The 17,500-nt window shown below is 67.1% G+C and carries 11 protein-coding genes; 8 read left to right on the top strand and 3 right to left on the bottom strand.

Features of this window, described 5'->3' with window-relative positions:
- The first annotated feature begins 63 nt into the window (after positions 1-63).
- Positions 64-738 (top strand): SDR family oxidoreductase, encoded by a 675-nt coding sequence (locus tag QC765_RS08120; protein ID WP_278313941.1) that lies wholly within the window; start codon positions 64-66, stop codon positions 736-738.
- On the opposite strand, the gene leuS is transcribed toward QC765_RS08120, so the two are convergent.
- Positions 735-3,611 (bottom strand): leucine--tRNA ligase, encoded by a 2,877-nt coding sequence (gene leuS, locus QC765_RS08125; protein ID WP_278313942.1) that lies wholly within the window; start codon positions 3,609-3,611, stop codon positions 735-737. The genes QC765_RS08120 and leuS overlap by 4 nt on opposite strands.
- Positions 3,612-3,752: 141 nt before the next feature.
- Between leuS and QC765_RS08130 the strand changes: the two genes are divergently transcribed.
- The 3 genes from QC765_RS08130 (at position 3,753) to lat (ending at position 6,794) form a co-directional block, all read left to right on the top strand.
- A complete protein-coding gene (locus tag QC765_RS08130) occupies positions 3,753-4,154 on the top strand; it encodes an SdpI family protein (RefSeq protein WP_278313943.1) in 402 nt (133 codons plus the stop codon).
- 230 nt (positions 4,155-4,384) lie between these two features.
- Positions 4,385-5,377: a bile acid:sodium symporter family protein gene (locus tag QC765_RS08135; RefSeq protein WP_278313944.1), complete on the top strand. Its 993-nt coding sequence runs from the start codon at positions 4,385-4,387 to the stop codon at positions 5,375-5,377.
- A gap of 82 nt (positions 5,378-5,459) precedes the next feature.
- Positions 5,460-6,794 carry an L-lysine 6-transaminase gene (gene lat, locus QC765_RS08140; protein ID WP_278313945.1) on the top strand — a complete coding sequence of 445 codons (1,335 nt, stop codon included), beginning with the start codon at positions 5,460-5,462 and terminating at the stop codon, positions 6,792-6,794.
- On the opposite strand, the gene QC765_RS08145 is transcribed toward lat, so the two are convergent.
- Complete coding sequence (locus tag QC765_RS08145; protein ID WP_278313946.1) at positions 6,767-7,372, bottom strand: YqgE/AlgH family protein; 606 nt, start codon at positions 7,370-7,372, stop codon at positions 6,767-6,769. The genes lat and QC765_RS08145 overlap by 28 nt on opposite strands.
- 93 nt (positions 7,373-7,465) lie before the next feature.
- Here QC765_RS08145 and QC765_RS08150 point away from each other — a divergent pair, with 93 nt between their 5' ends.
- Positions 7,466-8,830 (top strand): MFS transporter, encoded by a 1,365-nt coding sequence (locus QC765_RS08150; RefSeq protein ID WP_278313947.1) that lies wholly within the window; start codon positions 7,466-7,468, stop codon positions 8,828-8,830.
- Here the strand turns inward: QC765_RS08150 and QC765_RS08155 are convergent.
- The gene (locus tag QC765_RS08155) at positions 8,816-10,309 is read right to left on the bottom strand and encodes a CCA tRNA nucleotidyltransferase (protein ID WP_373876712.1); all 1,494 of its coding nucleotides are present in this window, start codon (positions 10,307-10,309) and stop codon (positions 8,816-8,818) included. The genes QC765_RS08150 and QC765_RS08155 overlap by 15 nt on opposite strands.
- Positions 10,310-10,547: 238 nt before the next feature.
- Between QC765_RS08155 and QC765_RS08160 the strand changes: the two genes are divergently transcribed.
- The 3 genes from QC765_RS08160 (at position 10,548) to murJ (ending at position 17,400) form a co-directional block, all read left to right on the top strand.
- The gene (locus QC765_RS08160; RefSeq protein WP_278313948.1) at positions 10,548-11,285 is read left to right on the top strand and encodes an NUDIX hydrolase; all 738 of its coding nucleotides are present in this window, start codon (positions 10,548-10,550) and stop codon (positions 11,283-11,285) included.
- Positions 11,282-13,645, top strand: a complete 2,364-nt coding sequence (locus tag QC765_RS08165; RefSeq protein ID WP_278313949.1) for a DUF6049 family protein — start codon at positions 11,282-11,284, stop codon at positions 13,643-13,645. Before QC765_RS08160 ends, QC765_RS08165 begins: the two co-directional genes overlap by 4 nt.
- A gap of 257 nt (positions 13,646-13,902) precedes the next feature.
- Positions 13,903-17,400, top strand: coding sequence for a murein biosynthesis integral membrane protein MurJ (gene murJ / locus QC765_RS08170; RefSeq protein WP_278313950.1), 3,498 nt, complete (start codon positions 13,903-13,905; stop codon positions 17,398-17,400).
- Positions 17,401-17,500: the final 100 nt, after the last annotated feature.

The following is a 17,500-nucleotide window of genomic DNA, read 5'->3' on the forward strand; positions in this document are numbered from 1 at the left end:
GACCCTAGGAGGAGGCCAGCCCCGCTGCGCGTGCTGCAGCGTTCCAACCGATAGCCTGTAGGAATGCCGACTGCATTGATCACTGGAGCGAGCCGGGGCCTCGGTGCCGCCATTGCCCAGGAGCTCGAGTCCACGCACCGGATCCTGCTGGGCGGTCGCGACGAAGCAGCCCTACAGCCTTTGGCGGACCACCTGCCCGATGCTGCCCCGTGGACAGTGGACCTCACTGACCGTGCCGCGGTCTCCGAGGCGGCCAGCGAGCTCGAGTCACTCGACGTGCTGGTGCACAACGCGGGCATGGCCGACATCGGCAGGATCGAGGACACGTCGATGTCGGTCTGGGAGCGCACGATGGAGGTGAATCTCCTCGCGATCGTGCATCTCACCCAGGAGCTGCTGCCAGCGCTACGGCTTGCTGGCGGGCATGTCGTGCTGATCAATTCTGGTGCTGGCTTGCGCGCCAATGCCGGATGGTCCGCCTACGCCGCCTCCAAGTTCGCGCTGCGCGCTTTCGCTGATGCCCTGCGGCTCGAGGAACCAGCATTGCGCGTGACGTCCGTCTTCCCTGGTCGCATCGATACTGATATGCAGCGGGCGATCGTCGCGAGCGAGGGGCGCGAGTACGAGCCCGATGAGTTCCTCCGTCCGGCAACGGTCGCGCAGGCCGTGGCCAATGCGATCCGCACTCCGGGGGACGGCCATCCCACCGAGATCGTGCTGCGCCCCAAGCGCAGCTAGAGAACCACGTTGACCATCTTCCCGGGAATGACGATGACCTTCCTGGGCTTCTTGTCCTGAAGCGCTGCCGCGATGCGAGGAGCCGCGAGCGCTGCTGCCTCCACCGTCGCTCGGTCGGCATCCGCGGCCACCGTGATGCGATCGCGAACCTTGCCATTGACCTGGATCGGATACTCGACGGAATCGTCGACCAACCACTTCTCATCGGCGATCGGGAACGGGCCATGCGCGAGGGAATCGTCGTGGCCCAGTCGGCTCCACAGCTCCTCCGCGACGTGGGGCGCGAGCGGCGCAAGCATCAGCACCAGCGGCTCGACGGCAGCACGGGGCGGTGCATCCGGGCTGTGCTTCGTCAGGTGATTGGTCAGCTCGATCAGCTTTGCCCCAGCCGTGTTCATGCGCAGCGCGGCGTAGTCATCGGAGACTCCCGCGATGGTGCGATGCAGGATCCGCTGGGTCTCGTCATCCGGCTCGACGTCTGTGGTCTTGATGCCACCGGTGCTCTCGTCGATGACGAGCCGCCAAACCCGCTGGAGGAACCGGTGGGCGCCCACCACGTCCTTGGTAGCCCAAGGCCGCGATGCGTCGAGCGGTCCCATCGACATCTCGTACATGCGAAGCGTGTCGGCGCCAAAATCCTCCGCGATCTCATCGGGCGTGACCGAGTTCCGGAGGCTCTTGCCCATCTTGCCGTACTCCTGGTGCACGACGACGGTCTCGCCCGCGGGGTTGGTCCAGGTGAACTGCCCGTCCGATTCGCTAACCTCCTCAGCGGGCACGTAGACGCCACGGTCGTCGGTGTAGGCGAACGCTTGGATGTAGCCCTGGTTGAACAACCGGCGATAGGGCTCGCTGGAGGTGACATGTCCGAGGTCGTGGAGGACCTTGTGCCAGAAGCGGGCGTAGAGCAGGTGCAGGACAGCATGCTCCACGCCGCCGACGTAGAGATCCACGCCGCCGGGATCGCGTGGTCCGTGCAGCTCGGGCCGTGGACCGACCCAGTACTGCTCGTTCTCCTTCGCGCAGAACTCGACCTCGTTGGCGGGATCGATGTAGCGCATCTGGTACCACGAGCTGCCGGCCCACTGCGGCATGACGTTGGTGTCCCGCCGATAGCGCTTGGGGCCGTCGCCGAGGTCGAGCTCCACGTTGACCCAGTCCACCGCCTTTGCCAGCGGCGGGGAGGGCTCGGAGCTGGCATCGTCGGGGTCGAAGGTGACCGGGGCGTAGTCGGTCAGGTCCGGCAGCTCCACGGGCAGCATCGATTCGGGGAGGGCATGGGTGACCCCATCCTCGTCATAGACGATGGGAAAGGGCTCGCCCCAGTAGCGCTGCCGGGCGAAGAGCCAGTCGCGCAGCTTGTACTGAACCGTGCCGCGGCCCACGCCCTTGGCCTCGAGCCAGTCGATGGTCGCCCTCTTCGCGTCCGCGACCGCGAGGCCATTGATGTCGAGGCCAGAGTCATTGGCCGAGTTGATGGCCTCGCCATCCCCGGTGAATGCCTCCCCCTCGGGCGGAGCCTGCTGCCCGCGCGGAGCGACGACGGGAACGATGTCGAGCCCGAGGACGGTCGCGAACTCGTGGTCGCGGTCATCGTGGGCGGGCACGGCCATGATCGCACCGGTGCCATAGCCAGTGAGCACGTAGTCGGCGATGAACACCGGGATGCGATGGCCGTTGACCGGATTGATCGCATGGGAGCCGACGAAGACACCCGTCTTCTCCTTGCTCTCCTGCCGCTCGAGGTCGGACTTGGACGCTATCGAAGCGCGGTACGCGGCGATGGCGTCGCGAGGAGTGCCCGCTCCCCCGGTCCAGCGAGGATCAGTTCCGGCGGGCCAGGCATCGGCGGCGAGGGTGTCAACAAGGGCATGCTCGGGAGCCAGCACCATGTAGGTCGCGCCAAAGAGCGTGTCGGGCCGGGTGGTGAAGACCTCGATCCCGGCGTCGGTCTCGGTGGCGAACCGGACGGTGGCCCCGCGGGAGCGACCGATCCAGTTCCGCTGCATCGTCTTGACCTTCTCCGGCCAGTCCAGATCGTCGAGGTCGTCGAGCAGGCGGTCCGCGTAGGAAGTGATCCGCATCATCCACTGGCTGAGGTGCTTGCGGAACACGGGGTAGTTGCCGCGCTCGCTCTTGCCGTCAGCGGTGACCTCCTCGTTGGCGAGGACGGTGCCCAGCCCGGGGCACCAGTTGACCATCGCATTGGAGTGATAGACGAGGCGGTACTGCTCGAGCACCTGTTCGCGGTCACCATGAGAGAGCTCTGACCAGGCCTGATCACCGGGCACCTGCCGGGCACCTGACTCGAACTCGGCGATAAGCTCGTCGATCCGGCGTGCCCGGCAGAGCTCGGGGTCGAACCAGGCGTTGTAGATCTGCAGGAAGATCCACTGCGTCCACTTGTAGAAGCTCGCATCAGTGGTCGCGACACGGCGCCGCTCATCGTGCCCGAGGCCCAGGCGGCGGATCTGCGCGAGATAGCGCTCGATGTTCGCCTCGGTAGTGGTGCGGGGGTGCGTGCCCGTCTGCACGGCGTATTGCTCAGCAGGCAGGCCGAAGCTATCGAAGCCCATGGTGTGCAGGACATTGTGGCCCTGCATGCGGTGGAACCGGGCATATACATCAGTGGCGATGAATCCGAGGGGGTGGCCGACGTGCAGTCCCGCGCCGGAGGGGTACGGGAACATGTCAAGGACGAAGAGTTTGTCCGCCGGAACGTCCCCCGCGAGCGGCCCGGTGGGGTTCGGCGCATCGAAGGTGCCCTGGGTGCTCCATTCGTTCTGCCAGCGACGTTCTAGCTCGCCCGCGAGCTCCGCCGTGTAGCGATGCTGGGGCGTCTTGTCACTTGGGGCTGTGGACGACTGAGTCACGGTGGGCTTCTACCTCAATGTTCGACGTAAGTGCGAGACGGGTCGGCGCTGGGCCTACCGGGGGCGCGCCGACAGGTGTCCAGGATAGTCGCAGCCGGGACCGATTCATCGATGGCGCCCCACAAACGTATGCTAGTAACCGTGCTCGTAGTTGCCCTAATCCTGGTCATGTTCGCGACGTTGCTCATGCTGGCTGGAATCGCTGGCGTGGCTGGGCGTCTCCCCCGCAATCGGTTCCTCGGCGTCCGCTCGCCCGAGACGCTCCGCGATGACGAGTCGTTCGCGCTCGCCAACCGCGTGGCTGGCCCGACGATGATCGCCGCCTCGGTGATCGTCCTTGCCGGCGCGGCCGCCGCGGTCATGCTCGGCTGGTGGCTCGGGGCCGTCGTTGCCGCCGTAACGGTCGTGGGCGCGATCATGGTCGCGGGCATGGGCGCTTCGATGGGAATCCAGGCGTCTGCCTCGCGCCCGGCGGCGGATGCCTGCTCCTCGTGCAGCGGCTGCTCCCTCGCACAGGCTTGCCAGCCGGAGGCTGAGCACTGAGCACGGCAGGATCGCGGACTGCCCGCTAGGCTGTCCGCGCGCATGGCCGGGCAGGCGGTCGAGCCAGTTGGTCACTGATCGTCGCTGGTAGGTGGGTGTTCGCGAGCATGACCGGCGCCGCTGTGGCTATTCCAGTCCGCTCGGGCTCGCAACCACCGGCCCCCACATTTCGTCAAGTGACGATATAAGTCGCCGACCATCCCTGAATCCCTAGCTTGAGGCGTCAAAGCATGAAGCGACTAGCACGGTATGGGATCGATGGCTTCATCATCGCCATCCTCATCGCAGCCATCATCGGAACCGTTGCCCCCGTTACCGGGACCAGCGCCGAGATCGTCACCTGGCTCACCCGCATCGGAATCGCCCTGCTGTTCTTTCTCTACGGCACACGGATAACGCCACAGGACGCGCTTCGCGGACTCGCGCACTGGCGGCTGCACCTCACGATCCTCGCTATCACGTTCATCCTGTTTCCCCTCCTCGGGCTGCTGATCGGACAGGTGCCCGGTCGCCTGCTCGCGCCCGAGCTCTATGCGGGCGTCCTGTTTCTCACCCTGCTCCCGTCCACCGTCCAGGCATCCATCGCATTCACCTCCATTGCCCGGGGGAACGTGGCTGCAGCCATCGTCAGCGCCTCGGCCTCCAACCTGCTCGGCGTGCTGGTCACCCCCATGCTCGTGATCATGCTCATGAGTTCCTCCGGTCATGCCCAAGTCGATTCCAGCGCAATCATCGGTGTCTGCCTGCAACTCCTGCTCCCCTTCATCGTCGGTCAGCTCGCCCGTCCCTGGCTTGCTGTTTTCCTATCCGGTCATGCCCGGATAACACGCCTGGCCGACCGTGGATCCATCGTGCTCGTGGTGTACGCGGCATTCAGCGAGAGTGCCCGCGAGCATGTCTGGGACCGTGTCGACGCGGGTGACATCATGGCGATCATCGGAATCAGCATCGCGCTGCTCGCCCTCGTGCTCTTGCTCAGCACGGGCATCGGCAAGATCCTGCGGTTCGATCGAGCGGACCGGGTTGTCATCCTCTTCGCGGGATCCAAGAAGTCGCTCGCGAGCGGGCTGCCCATGGCCGCGGTCATGTTCGACGGCCAATCGCTGGGCATGATCGTGCTGCCCGTGATGATCTTCCACCAGATCCAGCTGATCACTTGCGCGATCATTGCGAACCGGCTCGGTCATGCCTATGAACAGCATGAACACAGACCAGGCACGTGACACTCATCTAGCTGGGCATGCCCTCGGTCAGGCTCGTTCCGGGGATTCGATCACCTGCCCAAACCGGGCATACCATGGAGGGATGGTGGCGCCCCGGAGAGTCCATCACATCCTTGGGCGGTCCATCCTCGTCGATGGACTGGACATCGTGCTGGACCTCGAGAGCTCCCACGGCACCTGGCTCGTCGATGCGCGCGACGGCACCACGTACCTCGACATGTTCGGCTTCTATGCCTCGAGCACGCTCGGCATGAACCATCCGGGCCTGATCCGCGACAACGGCTTCCGCGCAAAGCTCATGGCGGCAGCGCTCAACAAGCCCACGAACTCAGATATCTACACGACTGCCTACGCGGAGTTCGTCGACACGTTCGCACGAGTACTTGGTGACCCCAGGCTGCCGCACCTGTTCTTCATCGATGGGGGAGCCAATGCCGTGGAGAACGGCCTCAAGGCGGCGTTCGACTGGAAATCACGCCACAACGAGCAGCATCAACGACGGCCTGGCGGGGCGTTGTCCATCATGCACCTCACCGACGCGTTCCACGGCCGCACCGGATACACGTTGTCGCTCACCAACACCGATCCGATCAAGACGGACCGGTTCCCGGCGTTCGACTGGCCACGGATCCGATCGCCCTACCCGGGCACTGACCGCGATGGGCATGCCCGGAACACCGCTGAACTGGTCGAACGATCATTGGAGCAGGCCCGGTCAGTGTTCAGCGATCAGCCCCATTCCGTGGCTGCGTTCATCGCGGAGCCCATACAGGGGGAGGGGGGCGATCATCACCTGCCCGCTCGCTTCCTCAGCGGGATGCAGCAGCTATGCCACGCCAACGATGCCCTGTTCATCCTTGATGAGATCCAGACCGGAGCTGGGGCCACCGGGACGGCCTGGGCGTACCAGCAGCTCGGCCTCGCGCCCGATATCGTCGCGTTTGGAAAGAAGACGCAGGTCTGCGGAATCATGGCCGGCGGACGGATCGACGAGATCACCGACACCGTCTTCACCGTTCCCTCCCGCATCAACTCCACCTTTGGAGGCAACCTCGTCGACATGGTGCGGTGCCAGCGCATACTCGAGATCCTTGAATCCGAGGACCTCATCGGAGCGGCCCGCGCCAAGGGGGAGTGGCTTCTCGCCGCGCTCAAGGCGCTCGCCACAGCCTGCCCCGCGGTCACCGATCCCCGCGGGCGGGGCCTGATCTGCGCGGTCACCCTACCGGGCACCCTCATCCGGGATGCGACCATTGCTGCCCTCCGCGAGGAGCATCACGTGCTGATGATCGGCTGCGGGGAGCGGTCAGTGCGGTTCCGTCCACCGCTGACCGCCAGCATCGAGGAGCTCCAGCTCGCGGTCACGGCGCTCGGGCGAGCGGTCGAGGATCAGTTGCGATCCACGTCGATCGGATGAGTCGACAACATCGAGTACCGGTCGGACTGCCGCCGCAGCACCTGCCCCCACAGATCGATGCGGGCAGGGGAGAGCACGTCCGCGGGCAGGCTCGGGAACATCATCCAGTCATCACGGGCCAGCTCGCTCCCGAGCTGCCCGCTCGACCAGCCCGCGTAGCCAACAAACACCCGGATACCGGCCAGCAGGGGAGCGAGGTACTCGGGATCCGCGTCGAGATCGACCATCACAGTCCGGCCCTCGATCTGCTTGAGGCCCTCCACGCCATCAGCGGACAGCCCCGGACGGACTGTTCCCAGGCACACCGCGGACTCGCGGCTGACCGGCCCGCCGATGAACAAGGCTTGCGGCCTGGCCGCCAGGGGAGCCCACTGCGGGAACACATCATGGACAGCCGTCTCGCTTGGCCGATTGAGCACCACCCCGAGGGTGCCAGAGTCATCGTGGTCGATCAGATAGACCACGCTCCGGCGAAAAGTTGGCTCATTGAGCTCCGTCGAGGCAATCAGCAGCGCGCCCGGAAACGGAGCACGACCGGACCGAGTGTGCTCCTCCTCATGCTCATCCCAGGTCGACACACTAACTATCATGGCATCACACCACGCGCGGAGCACCCCGATCGACGGGCTTCCTCGCGACTGTCCACGCGCGAACCACCGTAAGGATCCAGGTTGACAGGGCGCATCCGCGCATTCGCCGAGGCCGTGCGGAGCCGACCACCGTTGCTACGCCTCGCGGTCACCAGATGGCTCAACCAGTTCGGCGACGGCTTCTTCCAGGCCGCCCTCGGGGGCGCGATCCTGTTCAATCCCGAGCGCAACACCGACCCGCGGGCCATCGCCGCGGGCTTCGTGCTGCTGCTGCTCCCGTACTCGCTGATCGGGCCGTTCGTGGGCGTGCTCCTTGATCGCTGGGACCGGCGCTGGGTGCTCGTGTGGGCAATGATCGTGCGCATGGTGCTCACCGTCGCTGCCGGCTACGTGCTCCTAGCGTCGATCCCTGGCCCGGCGCTGATCCTCATCGCGCTAGCCGCGATCGGCACGAGCCGGTTCATGTTCGCGGGCATGTCCGCGGCCCTGCCGAACACCATCCCGAGCACGATGCTGGTGCCCGTCAACTCGATCCTCGTGACCGTGGGGGCGGCCCTGGCCGCGCTCGGCGCCACCGTCTCCATCGCGATCGCCACGTGGGCAGGGGCAGGGGACACCGGCTCGGGCACGACTGTCTTGTTCGCGGTCGCGCCGCTAGCGCTCGGTGTGTTCCTCGCGTGGGGGTTCCCCCCACGATTGCTGGGCCCGCACGGGGGTCGCACGGGGGAGCGCTGGCACCAACCGGGATTCCTGCGGGAGGCTCGGGCAGTTGCCTCCGGTCTCGCGACGAGCGGTCGCGCCGCCTGGCGCTCGAAAGGCGTCACCGCCGCGCTCCTTGCCCTCGCCGCCCATCGCGCTGTCTTTGGCATCAACACCCTCATCATGGTGCTCGTCCTGCGATCACCCGATCCCGGCTCGATGCTCCCCGGTGGTCTCGCTGGATTCGGCCTCGCCGTCGCGGTCACTGCAGGGGGCATGCTCGTGGGCGCGGTGCTCGCACCGCTGATCGTGCCCTGGCTAGGCAGGACCCGCACGATCGTGGGAGCGGTGCTGCTCGCTGCGGTCACCCAGGTCATGATCGTGAGCATGCTCGGTCATGATGCGCTGGTCATCGCGGCATTCCTGCTGGGCATCGCGGGCCAGATGATCAAGCTTTCTGGCGATGCCGCTATGCAGATCGAGATCGCGGACAGGGAGCGGGGGAGCGTGTTCGCCCTCCAGGACATGCTATTCAATGTGCTGTTCGTCGGTGCGATGGCCGCGGCCTCCATCGGCATCGCCGCCGATGGGCGATCACTGTCCATCGTGCTCGTGGGCGCCGGGGCGTATGTGCTCGCGATCGCCTTGATTGCCCTCAACGAGGCGCGGGCGGCCCCGCCGCGCTCGGCTGCCGAGCGCTCGCTGAACCTGTTTCGCCACTGGGTGCGTCGACTACCCTTCCGCTGATCGCTCCTGCCACCACGCGAGCAAGGCCGCCTCGGCCTCGTCCCGATCCAGGGGCCCGCGGTCGAGCCGTAGCTCCTTGAGAAAGCTCCACGCCTGCCCGACTTGCGGGCCGGGCCCGATGCCGAGCAGCTCCATGATCGCATTGCCATCAAGATCAGGACGGACCCGCGCCAGATCCTCTTCCTCCTGCAGCTCGACGATCCGCCTCTCGAGATCGTCGTACGCGCGCTGCAAGGCATTGGCCCGGCGCTTGTTGCGGGTGGTGCAATCAGCACGCACGAGCTTGTTGAGCCGATCGAGCAGAGGACCGGCATCAGTGACGTAGCGCCGCACCGCCGAGTCGGTCCACTGGCCCTTGCCGTATCCATGGAACCGGAGGTGCAGGTACACGAGCTTGGAGACATCCTCGATCATGCTCTTGGAGTACTTGAGCGCGCGCATGCGGCGGCGGGTCATCTTTGCGCCCACCACCTCGTGATGATGGAAGCTGACGCCGCCCGCGGGTTCGTTGCGCTTCGTGGCCGGCTTGCCGATGTCATGGAGCAGCGCCGCCCAGCGCAGGACGAGGTCCGGGCCGTCGTCCTCGCGGTCGATCGCCTGGCTCAGAACGGTCAGCGAGTGCCGGTAGACATCTTTGTGCTGGTGGTGCTCGTCGATCTCGAGCTGCATCGCCGGGATCTCGGGAATCACGTGGTCGGCAAGTCCGGTGGAGACGAGGATCTCGATGCCAGCGATGGGATCCGCGCCGAGCATGAGCTTGTCGAGCTCCGTGCGGATCCTCTCGACCGTCACTCGGTTGATCTGATCGGCCATGCCGCGCATGGCATCAACCACCCGGGGAGCGACCTCGAGGCGCAGCTGGGCGGCAAAGCGTGCCGCGCGAAGCATGCGCAAGGGATCATCGTTGAACGAGATCTCGGGAGCCGCGGGGGTGTCGAGGCGCCGACCGACAACGTCTTCGAGGCCGTCGAGCGGATCGATGAACTCGCCGACTCCCGTGGACGTGATCCGCACGGCCATCGCATTGAGCCGGAAGTCCCGCCGAACGAGGTCAGCGTCGAGGCTCTCGCCGAAGCGCACCTCGGGGTTGCGGGACTGGCCATCGTAGGTATCCGAGCGGAATGTCGTGATCTCGATCTGCGTGCCCTGCTTGACGGCGCTGATCGTGCCAAACTCGATACCGGTGTCCCACTGCCGGTCAGCGAAGCCACGCAGCATCTCCTGCACCGCTGTCGGCCGCGCGTCCGTGGTGAAGTCGAGATCGTTGCCCAGGCGACCGAGCACGGCATCCCGCACCGATCCGCCTACCAGGAACAGCTCGTGGCCGCTGGCGTGGAAACGCTCGCCGAGCTCGCGCAGCATCGCATCGTGCGGTCGCAGGGCTATCACCGCGGACGCGAGAGCGCGCGCATGCTGGTCTTTCCGGGACTGTGGCACCACGGCATGACACCCTACCGGGCCGCGGGCTGCCCGCAGCATCCACGTCACCGGCCTTGATCTGCTCAATAGTGCATGGCTGCGTCATACCGGTGCACCCGGTGCTTACCGGTACCATGGCTAAGTGTCTCCTGACGAACGTGTACCACAGCGGCGCCGGCGCCCGCGGCCGCAAGGTGGTCAGCCACGCCAGGGGGGTGCGGCCCAGCCCCAAGCGGATGGCGGCGCGCCAGCACCAGTTCAGCGGACCCCGCGGGATGCCGCTCGCCAGCCCCACCACGTGAAGCCGCTACCTTCCCAGGACCGTTCCGAGAACCACGACGGCGCGCAGCCCGGCCAGGGCCGGGGGAGCAGCAAGGACCAGAGCCGATCAGCACGTGGCGCCGCGCGGGGCGGGCGACGGAACCGCTACCCGGCCAAGAACTCGAACCAGGGCAACGAGAAGCCGGCCCGGAAGCGCCGCCTGCGCACTGTCCGAGAGACCTCGGCCGGGGGGCTTGTCATCACCGGATGGGAGGGTGGCCGCGAGATGCTCCGGGCTGCCCTGATCGGACGGCTCGACCGGCGTGGCAGGTTGCTGTGGTCGCTGCCGAAGGGCCATATCGAGCTAGGGGAGACCGCCGAGGAGACGGCAATGCGGGAGGTCGCCGAGGAAACTGGCATCCAGGGCCGTGTCCTCGCGTCGCTCGGCAGCATCGACTATTGGTTCGTCACCGAAGGACGCAGGGTGCACAAGACCGTGCATCACTACCTCTTGCGATTCCTGGGCGGCGAGCTGTCCGACGCCGACATGGAAGTGACCGAGGTCGCCTGGGTTCCGTTGTCCGAGCTCGATTCCCGCCTCGCCTACGCCGATGAGCGCAAGCTCGCCCGCATGGCCAGCGAGCTGATCGCCAGCATGAAGGATCTTGTCGACGCGGGCATCGAGGCGGTCACCGAGGACAAGCCGGCGGAGCCCCCGCCCAGCAGCAACCCCAGCAGCAACCCTGGCACCACAAGGGATTCCACGACGTCATGAGTTCCTCGCGCGCTGGCGCACCTACCCGGCTCCTGCTTGCTCTGCTCGCGAGCGCGCTGGTACTGATCCTCTCGCCTCCCGCGATCACCACCGCGCAGCCGGTGCCCGATCAGGGCCCGGGCATGACCAGTCCGCTCGCGGTGCAGCTGGACTCGATCACTCCCACGACCGTCACGGGCTCCACGGGCCCCGATCTCACGGTGGCGGGCACCATCACCAACACCTCCAGCTCAGCGGCCAGCGCGCTCTCGGTCCGGCTCCAGCGCGCGGCACGCGTGTCCAACCGATCGCAGCTGCTATCCACCGCGTCGCTCACCGACGCCGAGTACCCGATCTTCACGCCGAGCATCCCGGTGACGGACATGCTCGAGCCAGGGGAGCGCCAGACATTCACCGCGTCGTTCCCGCTGCGCCCCGGGGACGGTGACTCCCTGTACGTGCGCGAGCCCGGGCTCTTCCCGATCCTTGTGAACGTGACGGCCCAGCATGAGGGGCTCGCTATCCGGGATCATTCGGCGCGGTTCCTATTGCCGGTGCTCGAGCTCCCTGCTGCCGAGCCCACACCAGATGATTCCCGCGAGAGCGAGGAAAATGCGCGCGGGGAAACGGAGGCGGCCCCCGCGGAGCGCGATCCGGTTCCGCTCACGGTGCTGTGGCCACTGATCGACGAACCGAGCATCGCGGCTGGCAGCACTCCGGGGGAGGACGGCCCGACGCTCGTCGACAACCAGCTCGCCGAGTCGCTCGCGCCCGGCGGCCGTCTCGACGTCCTGCTCGCCGTGGTCGAGCGCGCGATCGCCCCCACGGCCCCGGGCAGTGCCCTCGTCTCCTCCTCGCTCTGCCTGCTGCTCGATCCCGACCTCATCTCCACGATCAACGCCATGCGATCTGGCTACCAGGTATCCCTCGTCGGCGGTGACACCGCGCCCGGGAACGGAGCGGGGCTCGCGGGACGATGGCTCGACCGGCTGCGCGTCGTCGCTCGGGACGTATGCATCGTTGCCGCGCCCGCGGCCCAGGCCGATCTCGAGGCCCTGGCCCGCCTGCAGCACCCGGGCCTCACGGCGCGCGCGCTCACGCGGGGCAGCGATGTCCTCGCCAACATCCTCGAGGCACAGCCCGTGCAAGGCATCACCGTTCCCGATGAGGCGGTCATCAGCGCGCAGGCCGCGGACATGCTCGCGGGCACGCCATCCAATGCGGTGGTCATCAGCGATGATGCCGCGCTAGTCGATGCTCGGCCAGCGCAAGGGGAGCGGTTCGCAGCCCTTGCCGCCGATGGTGGTGCCATGCTGCCGGCCATTCTCCTCGACGGCGGGCAGGCCCAGGTGCTCGCGGCGACGGGGGAGCAGCCCACGGTGCCGGTATTCGCCGAGCCCACGGGAACGGACCCCGCGAGCAAGGATCGGCTCGCCCGGCTCCAGGACACCATTGGCACGATCGCATGGCCCAGCATCGCTGGCGATGGTGACGGATCCCAGGGCGCGCCTGCCGCGACGCTGCTGCTCCCGCCTCGTGAGTGGGCCATCAGCCCGGCGGAGGGCGATGCGATCATGTCCTCCATCGCGACCCTGATGCTCACTAATAACGCCATCCCGGCCCCGTTCAGCGCGATCGCCGAGGAGGCACGCCAGCCCGGGGCGAACCATCCCACCGGGACCGTGCAGTACCCGCAGCGCCATGAGGACGTGCGGGTTCCGGATAGCGTGCTCGAGGACGTGCTGCGCGCCTCCCGCTCGGTGGGGGAGCTTGCCTCCGCGCTCGTGTCCGACAGCAACAATCCACTGACTCCGGATGAGTTCCTCGCTCCGCTGCGCGCCGATCTCGTGCGCGCGCTGACCACAGCGGGCCGGGATGACCCCGGGACGGCGGCCCGCACAGCGGCACGGCGTGCCGAATCCGTCAGCCAGGCCATCGCGAGGATGCACGAGCAGATCACGATCCTCAATCCCGGCGGTGTCCAGACGCTTGCCTCGGCCCAGAGCCCGTTGCTGCTGGTTGCCCGCAATGATCTGCCGGTGCCCGTTCGCGTCCGCATCGTGGCCAAGGCACCGCCTGGCGTGGCCTTCGAGGAACTAGGCATCCAGCAGCTTCCACCCCGCGGCTCGCGGCAACTATCCATCCCGACGAGGGTGACCAATAATCGCCAGTTCGCCGTGGACGTCCAGCTCGCCACGCCTGACGGTCATCTGCTCGGCGAGGCCATCCGCATTTCGGTCCGCTCCACTGCCTACGGGCGGATAATGACGATCCTCACCGGTACCGCAGGTGCCCTGCTGCTCGTCCTCGCGGGACGCCGGCTCTGGCACCGGTTCCGCGGACAACCCGATCCAGCTGACGAAGGCCACGAGCACCCATGACGGATGGAACGCACCCCCCTGACGGATCCGAGACCGGGCAGGACCGGCCCCGCACGCCCCGGGCACCGTGGGAGCGTTTCCCCCGATCGCTTCATCGCGAGCGGAGCACCGGTGCGCCGGGCCCTCGCATGACGGACCCGGGCAGGCGCGCGACCCCAGCCGGACGCAGCTTCCCACCCCTGCCCGTGGACATGACCGGCGGGTCGCCGATACAGCCCGCGGATCCTGACCAATCAACAAACCCGCAGACCAGAAGCATGCCCGCGAAGATGCCCGAGGTCGGCGCCGGGCAGGGAGCAGGGACCAGCAACGCGACATCGCGGCATGACCAGGCCGACACCACCATGATGCGCAACACCGGCTCGATGGCCGTTCCGACGATGATCAGCCGCGGCACCGGATTCCTGCGCACCGTGCTCATCGCCGCTGTGCTCGGCACTTTTGTCGGTGACGCTTTCACCATCGCCAACGTATTGCCGAACCTCGTGGAGCAGCTCGTGCTCGGCGCGGTGCTCGCCGCGGTGGTCGTGCCCATGCTGGTGCGGGCCGAGCACGAGGACAGCGATGGGGGAGAGCGGTTCACCCGGCAATTGCTCACCCTCGCCACGACGATCCTCCTCGGGGCAACGGTGGTCGCCATGGCCACCGCCCCGTTCCTCGTCTCGTTGATGCTCAACCGTGGTAGCTCCGTGGTGGACCGGGGACTGACCGAGGCGCTCGCGTATCTCCTGCTTCCGCAGATCCTCTTCTATGGCCTCACCGCTGTCTTCGCCGCGATCCTCAATACCCGTGGGATCTTCGCGCCCGGGGCCTGGGCACCGGTGGCCAACAACATCATCGCCATCGCGACGCTCGGCGGCTTCTACCTGATCTGGCGGGATCCGAGCAACATGTCGACCGCCGCCGTCCTGTTCCTGGGCATCGGCACCACGCTCGGCGTGGTCGCGCAGGCGATGGTCCTGCTTCCGAGCATTCGTCGCGCCAAAGTGCCCATCCGCCCGCTGTGGGGCCTCGATCCGCGATTCAAGAAGTTCGGCAGCATGGCCGCGGCCATCGTGGTGTATGTCGCGATCAGCCAGGTCGGCTTCGTGGTCACCTACAACGTGGCATCTGGCTCGAGCGAGGGCGCGGCGCTGATCTACAACATCGTGTGGCTGCTGCTCCAGGTGCCCTATGGGGTGCTCGGCGTGGCCGTGCTCACCGCGATCATGCCCCGCATGAGCCGCAATGCTGCCCAGCAGGATGGCCAGGCGGTGATCTCCGACCTGACCATGGCGACCCGCATGACGATGGCCGCGATGATCCCCGTGATCACTGTGATGACGGTGGCGAGCACACCCATCTCGCTGGTGCTGTTCCAGTACGGAAACTTCGGCACCGACGATGCCGCCATGCTGGCCGACACCTTGTCCCTCGCCGCGTTCTCCCTCGTGCCGTATGCCCTCGTGCTGCTGCACCTGCGCGTCTTCTATGCAAGCAGCGATGGCTGGACGCCCACGTGGATCGTCATCGGCATCACGGCCGTCAAGGTCGGGCTTTCGCTGCTCGCTCCGCGATTGGCGAACGACCCCAGCCAGGTCGTGGCGTTCCTGCATTTCGCGAACGGGGCTGGTTTCGTGGCGGGGGCCATCGTGGGCGCGGCGCTGCTGCGCCGCCGGCTGGGCCCCCTCCGCCTGCGCTATACCTTCAGCTCGATGTTCATGGTGTTCGCTGCGTCCATGGCCGGCGCGGCCGCCTACTTCGGATACCTGATACTCCGCAGGTTCATCGTTCCGCTCGACTTCCTGGGGCGATTCAATGCCTGGATCGATCTGATCGCGGCCACCGTGCTGATCCTAGGGGTCTCCTACGCCATCCTCTACAAGCTGGGAGTGCCAGAAGTAGAAGTTGTCTTCGGAGCGCTCGGCAGGGTCGCGGGCAAGCTGCGGAGGGGCGCGGGCACCCCTGCGGGCGCCCCGGCAAGCGCAACCAAGGACGAATCGCCGGACGCTCCGGAGCAGCGCGCCGGGATTGCCGCTAACCTGTCGTACTCTGGCCCCGAGCACTCTGTTTCGCATGGGCACCGCGACGCAACCGGCGACGTGTCACCTGGTCTGACTGAAGGAAAGAGAATGAACGACGCCTCGGAAACCTTGACCGACCCTGACACCGGCAGTCACGACGATGCGGGCTCGGGCCCATCCCACGGCAGGCGGCCCCGGCTCACGCCCGGCACGATAGTCGCGGGTGGCCGCTATCGCCTCCTCGAGGAGCATGGCCGCGCGCGCGGCCTGTTCTTCTGGCAGGCACAGGACCTCAAGCTCGAGCGCGATGTCGCGTTGACCTTTGTCATGGCTCCGGCATCCGATGACGCGGAGACCGACGAGGCCGAGAGCCATGATGCCCTGCTGTCGCGGACACTGCGCCTCGCCCGCATCGATTCGCCCGGCGTCGCCCGGGTGCTCGATGTGGTCAAGGGGCGCGCCGGGGGCATTGTCATCTCGGAGTGGACGCTGGGGCAGCCATTGCGCGAGATCGCCGACAGCAAGCCTGCCGCTGTAGGAGCCGCGCGCGCGGTGCGCGCGCTCGCCGCGGCCGCGGAGGCGGCGCACCGATCAGGCACGGCGCTGTCCATCGATCATCCCGACCGCATCCGCATCAATACGGCGGGCGACGCGGTGCTCGCGTTCCCGGGCACGGCGGCCGATGCCGATCAGACGCGTGATGTCCATGGCCTCGGCGCTGCCCTGTACGCGCTCGTCACGGGGTTCTGGCCGCTCGCCGAGCCCGGGGATGCCCTCCTCGTCCGAGGCCGGGCTGCCGGGGCCGAGTTCGCTCAGCCAGGCACGAGCATCGGCGGGCTCCCGGCACCCGAGCTCGATGGCGAGGGACGCCCGACGGATCCACGTAGCCTCCGGGCGGGGGTTCCCTATGAGATCTCGGCGGTCGCGCTGCGGGCACTGCATCCGAGCAGCGGGATCCGCACGGCCGCTACTGTGCACCAGATCCTCGACCAGGCAACCATGGCGGATCAATCGACCGACATGATCCCCGTCATCCGCGCCACCCAGGCCAATGTGCGGCCCCGCGCGGTCCGGATCAAGCCCCAGTCGATCCTGATGACCCCGGAGGAGCGGCGCAAGCGGTCCCGCCGTGTGGTGCTGGTGCTGTCACTGCTGGCTATCGCGACCGTGGTGATCCTGTCGATCGCAGCGACGCAGCTGACCAAGGCACTGATGGATGGGACCAGCACGCCGGTGCAGCGGCAACCGCTCGGGTTCACAGCCGAGCCGCGCGTCCCGGGCCCCGATCAGGCGGACGGGGGGCGCTCCGTATCGTTCCAGGTCACCCCGAACGAGGTGACGGTGTATTCGCCCCAGCAGCAGCCAGACAACCCCGGGACCGCGGATAGTGCCGTCGACGGAGACCCGAGCACCTCGTGGTCGACCTCCGAGTATCTCCAGCAGTTCCCGGCTTTCAAGAACGGGGTCGGACTGGTCCTCGCCTTCAACGATGAGTACGGGTTCTCGGAGGTCGAGCTCGAGACGACTCGTCCTGGGTCACGGATCGAGATCCGAGTGGCCGACGAGGCTGATCCCGTGCTCGAGGACACGGTTGTGGTTGGCTCCACGGTGCTCGAGGAGGAATCGACAACGCTCACGCTGGATCCGGCCGCGCGCGGCCAGTACCTCCTCGTATGGATCGATCAGCTCAGCGATGCCGAAGGCCGCTTGCAGGCGGACATCAGCGAGATCGAAGTGACTGCGCAGCAATAGTTCCCGTGTTCCTGCTCGGGCCCTCCCACGTGGGGGGCCCGAGCGCTTTTGCGGGGCTATGCACGCCTCGACTCGTGCATGGCCCCGCTTCGCGATATTC

This window comes from Hoyosella levis (assembly GCF_026008515.1).
Classification (GTDB): domain Bacteria; phylum Actinomycetota; class Actinomycetes; order Mycobacteriales; family Mycobacteriaceae; genus Lolliginicoccus; species Lolliginicoccus levis.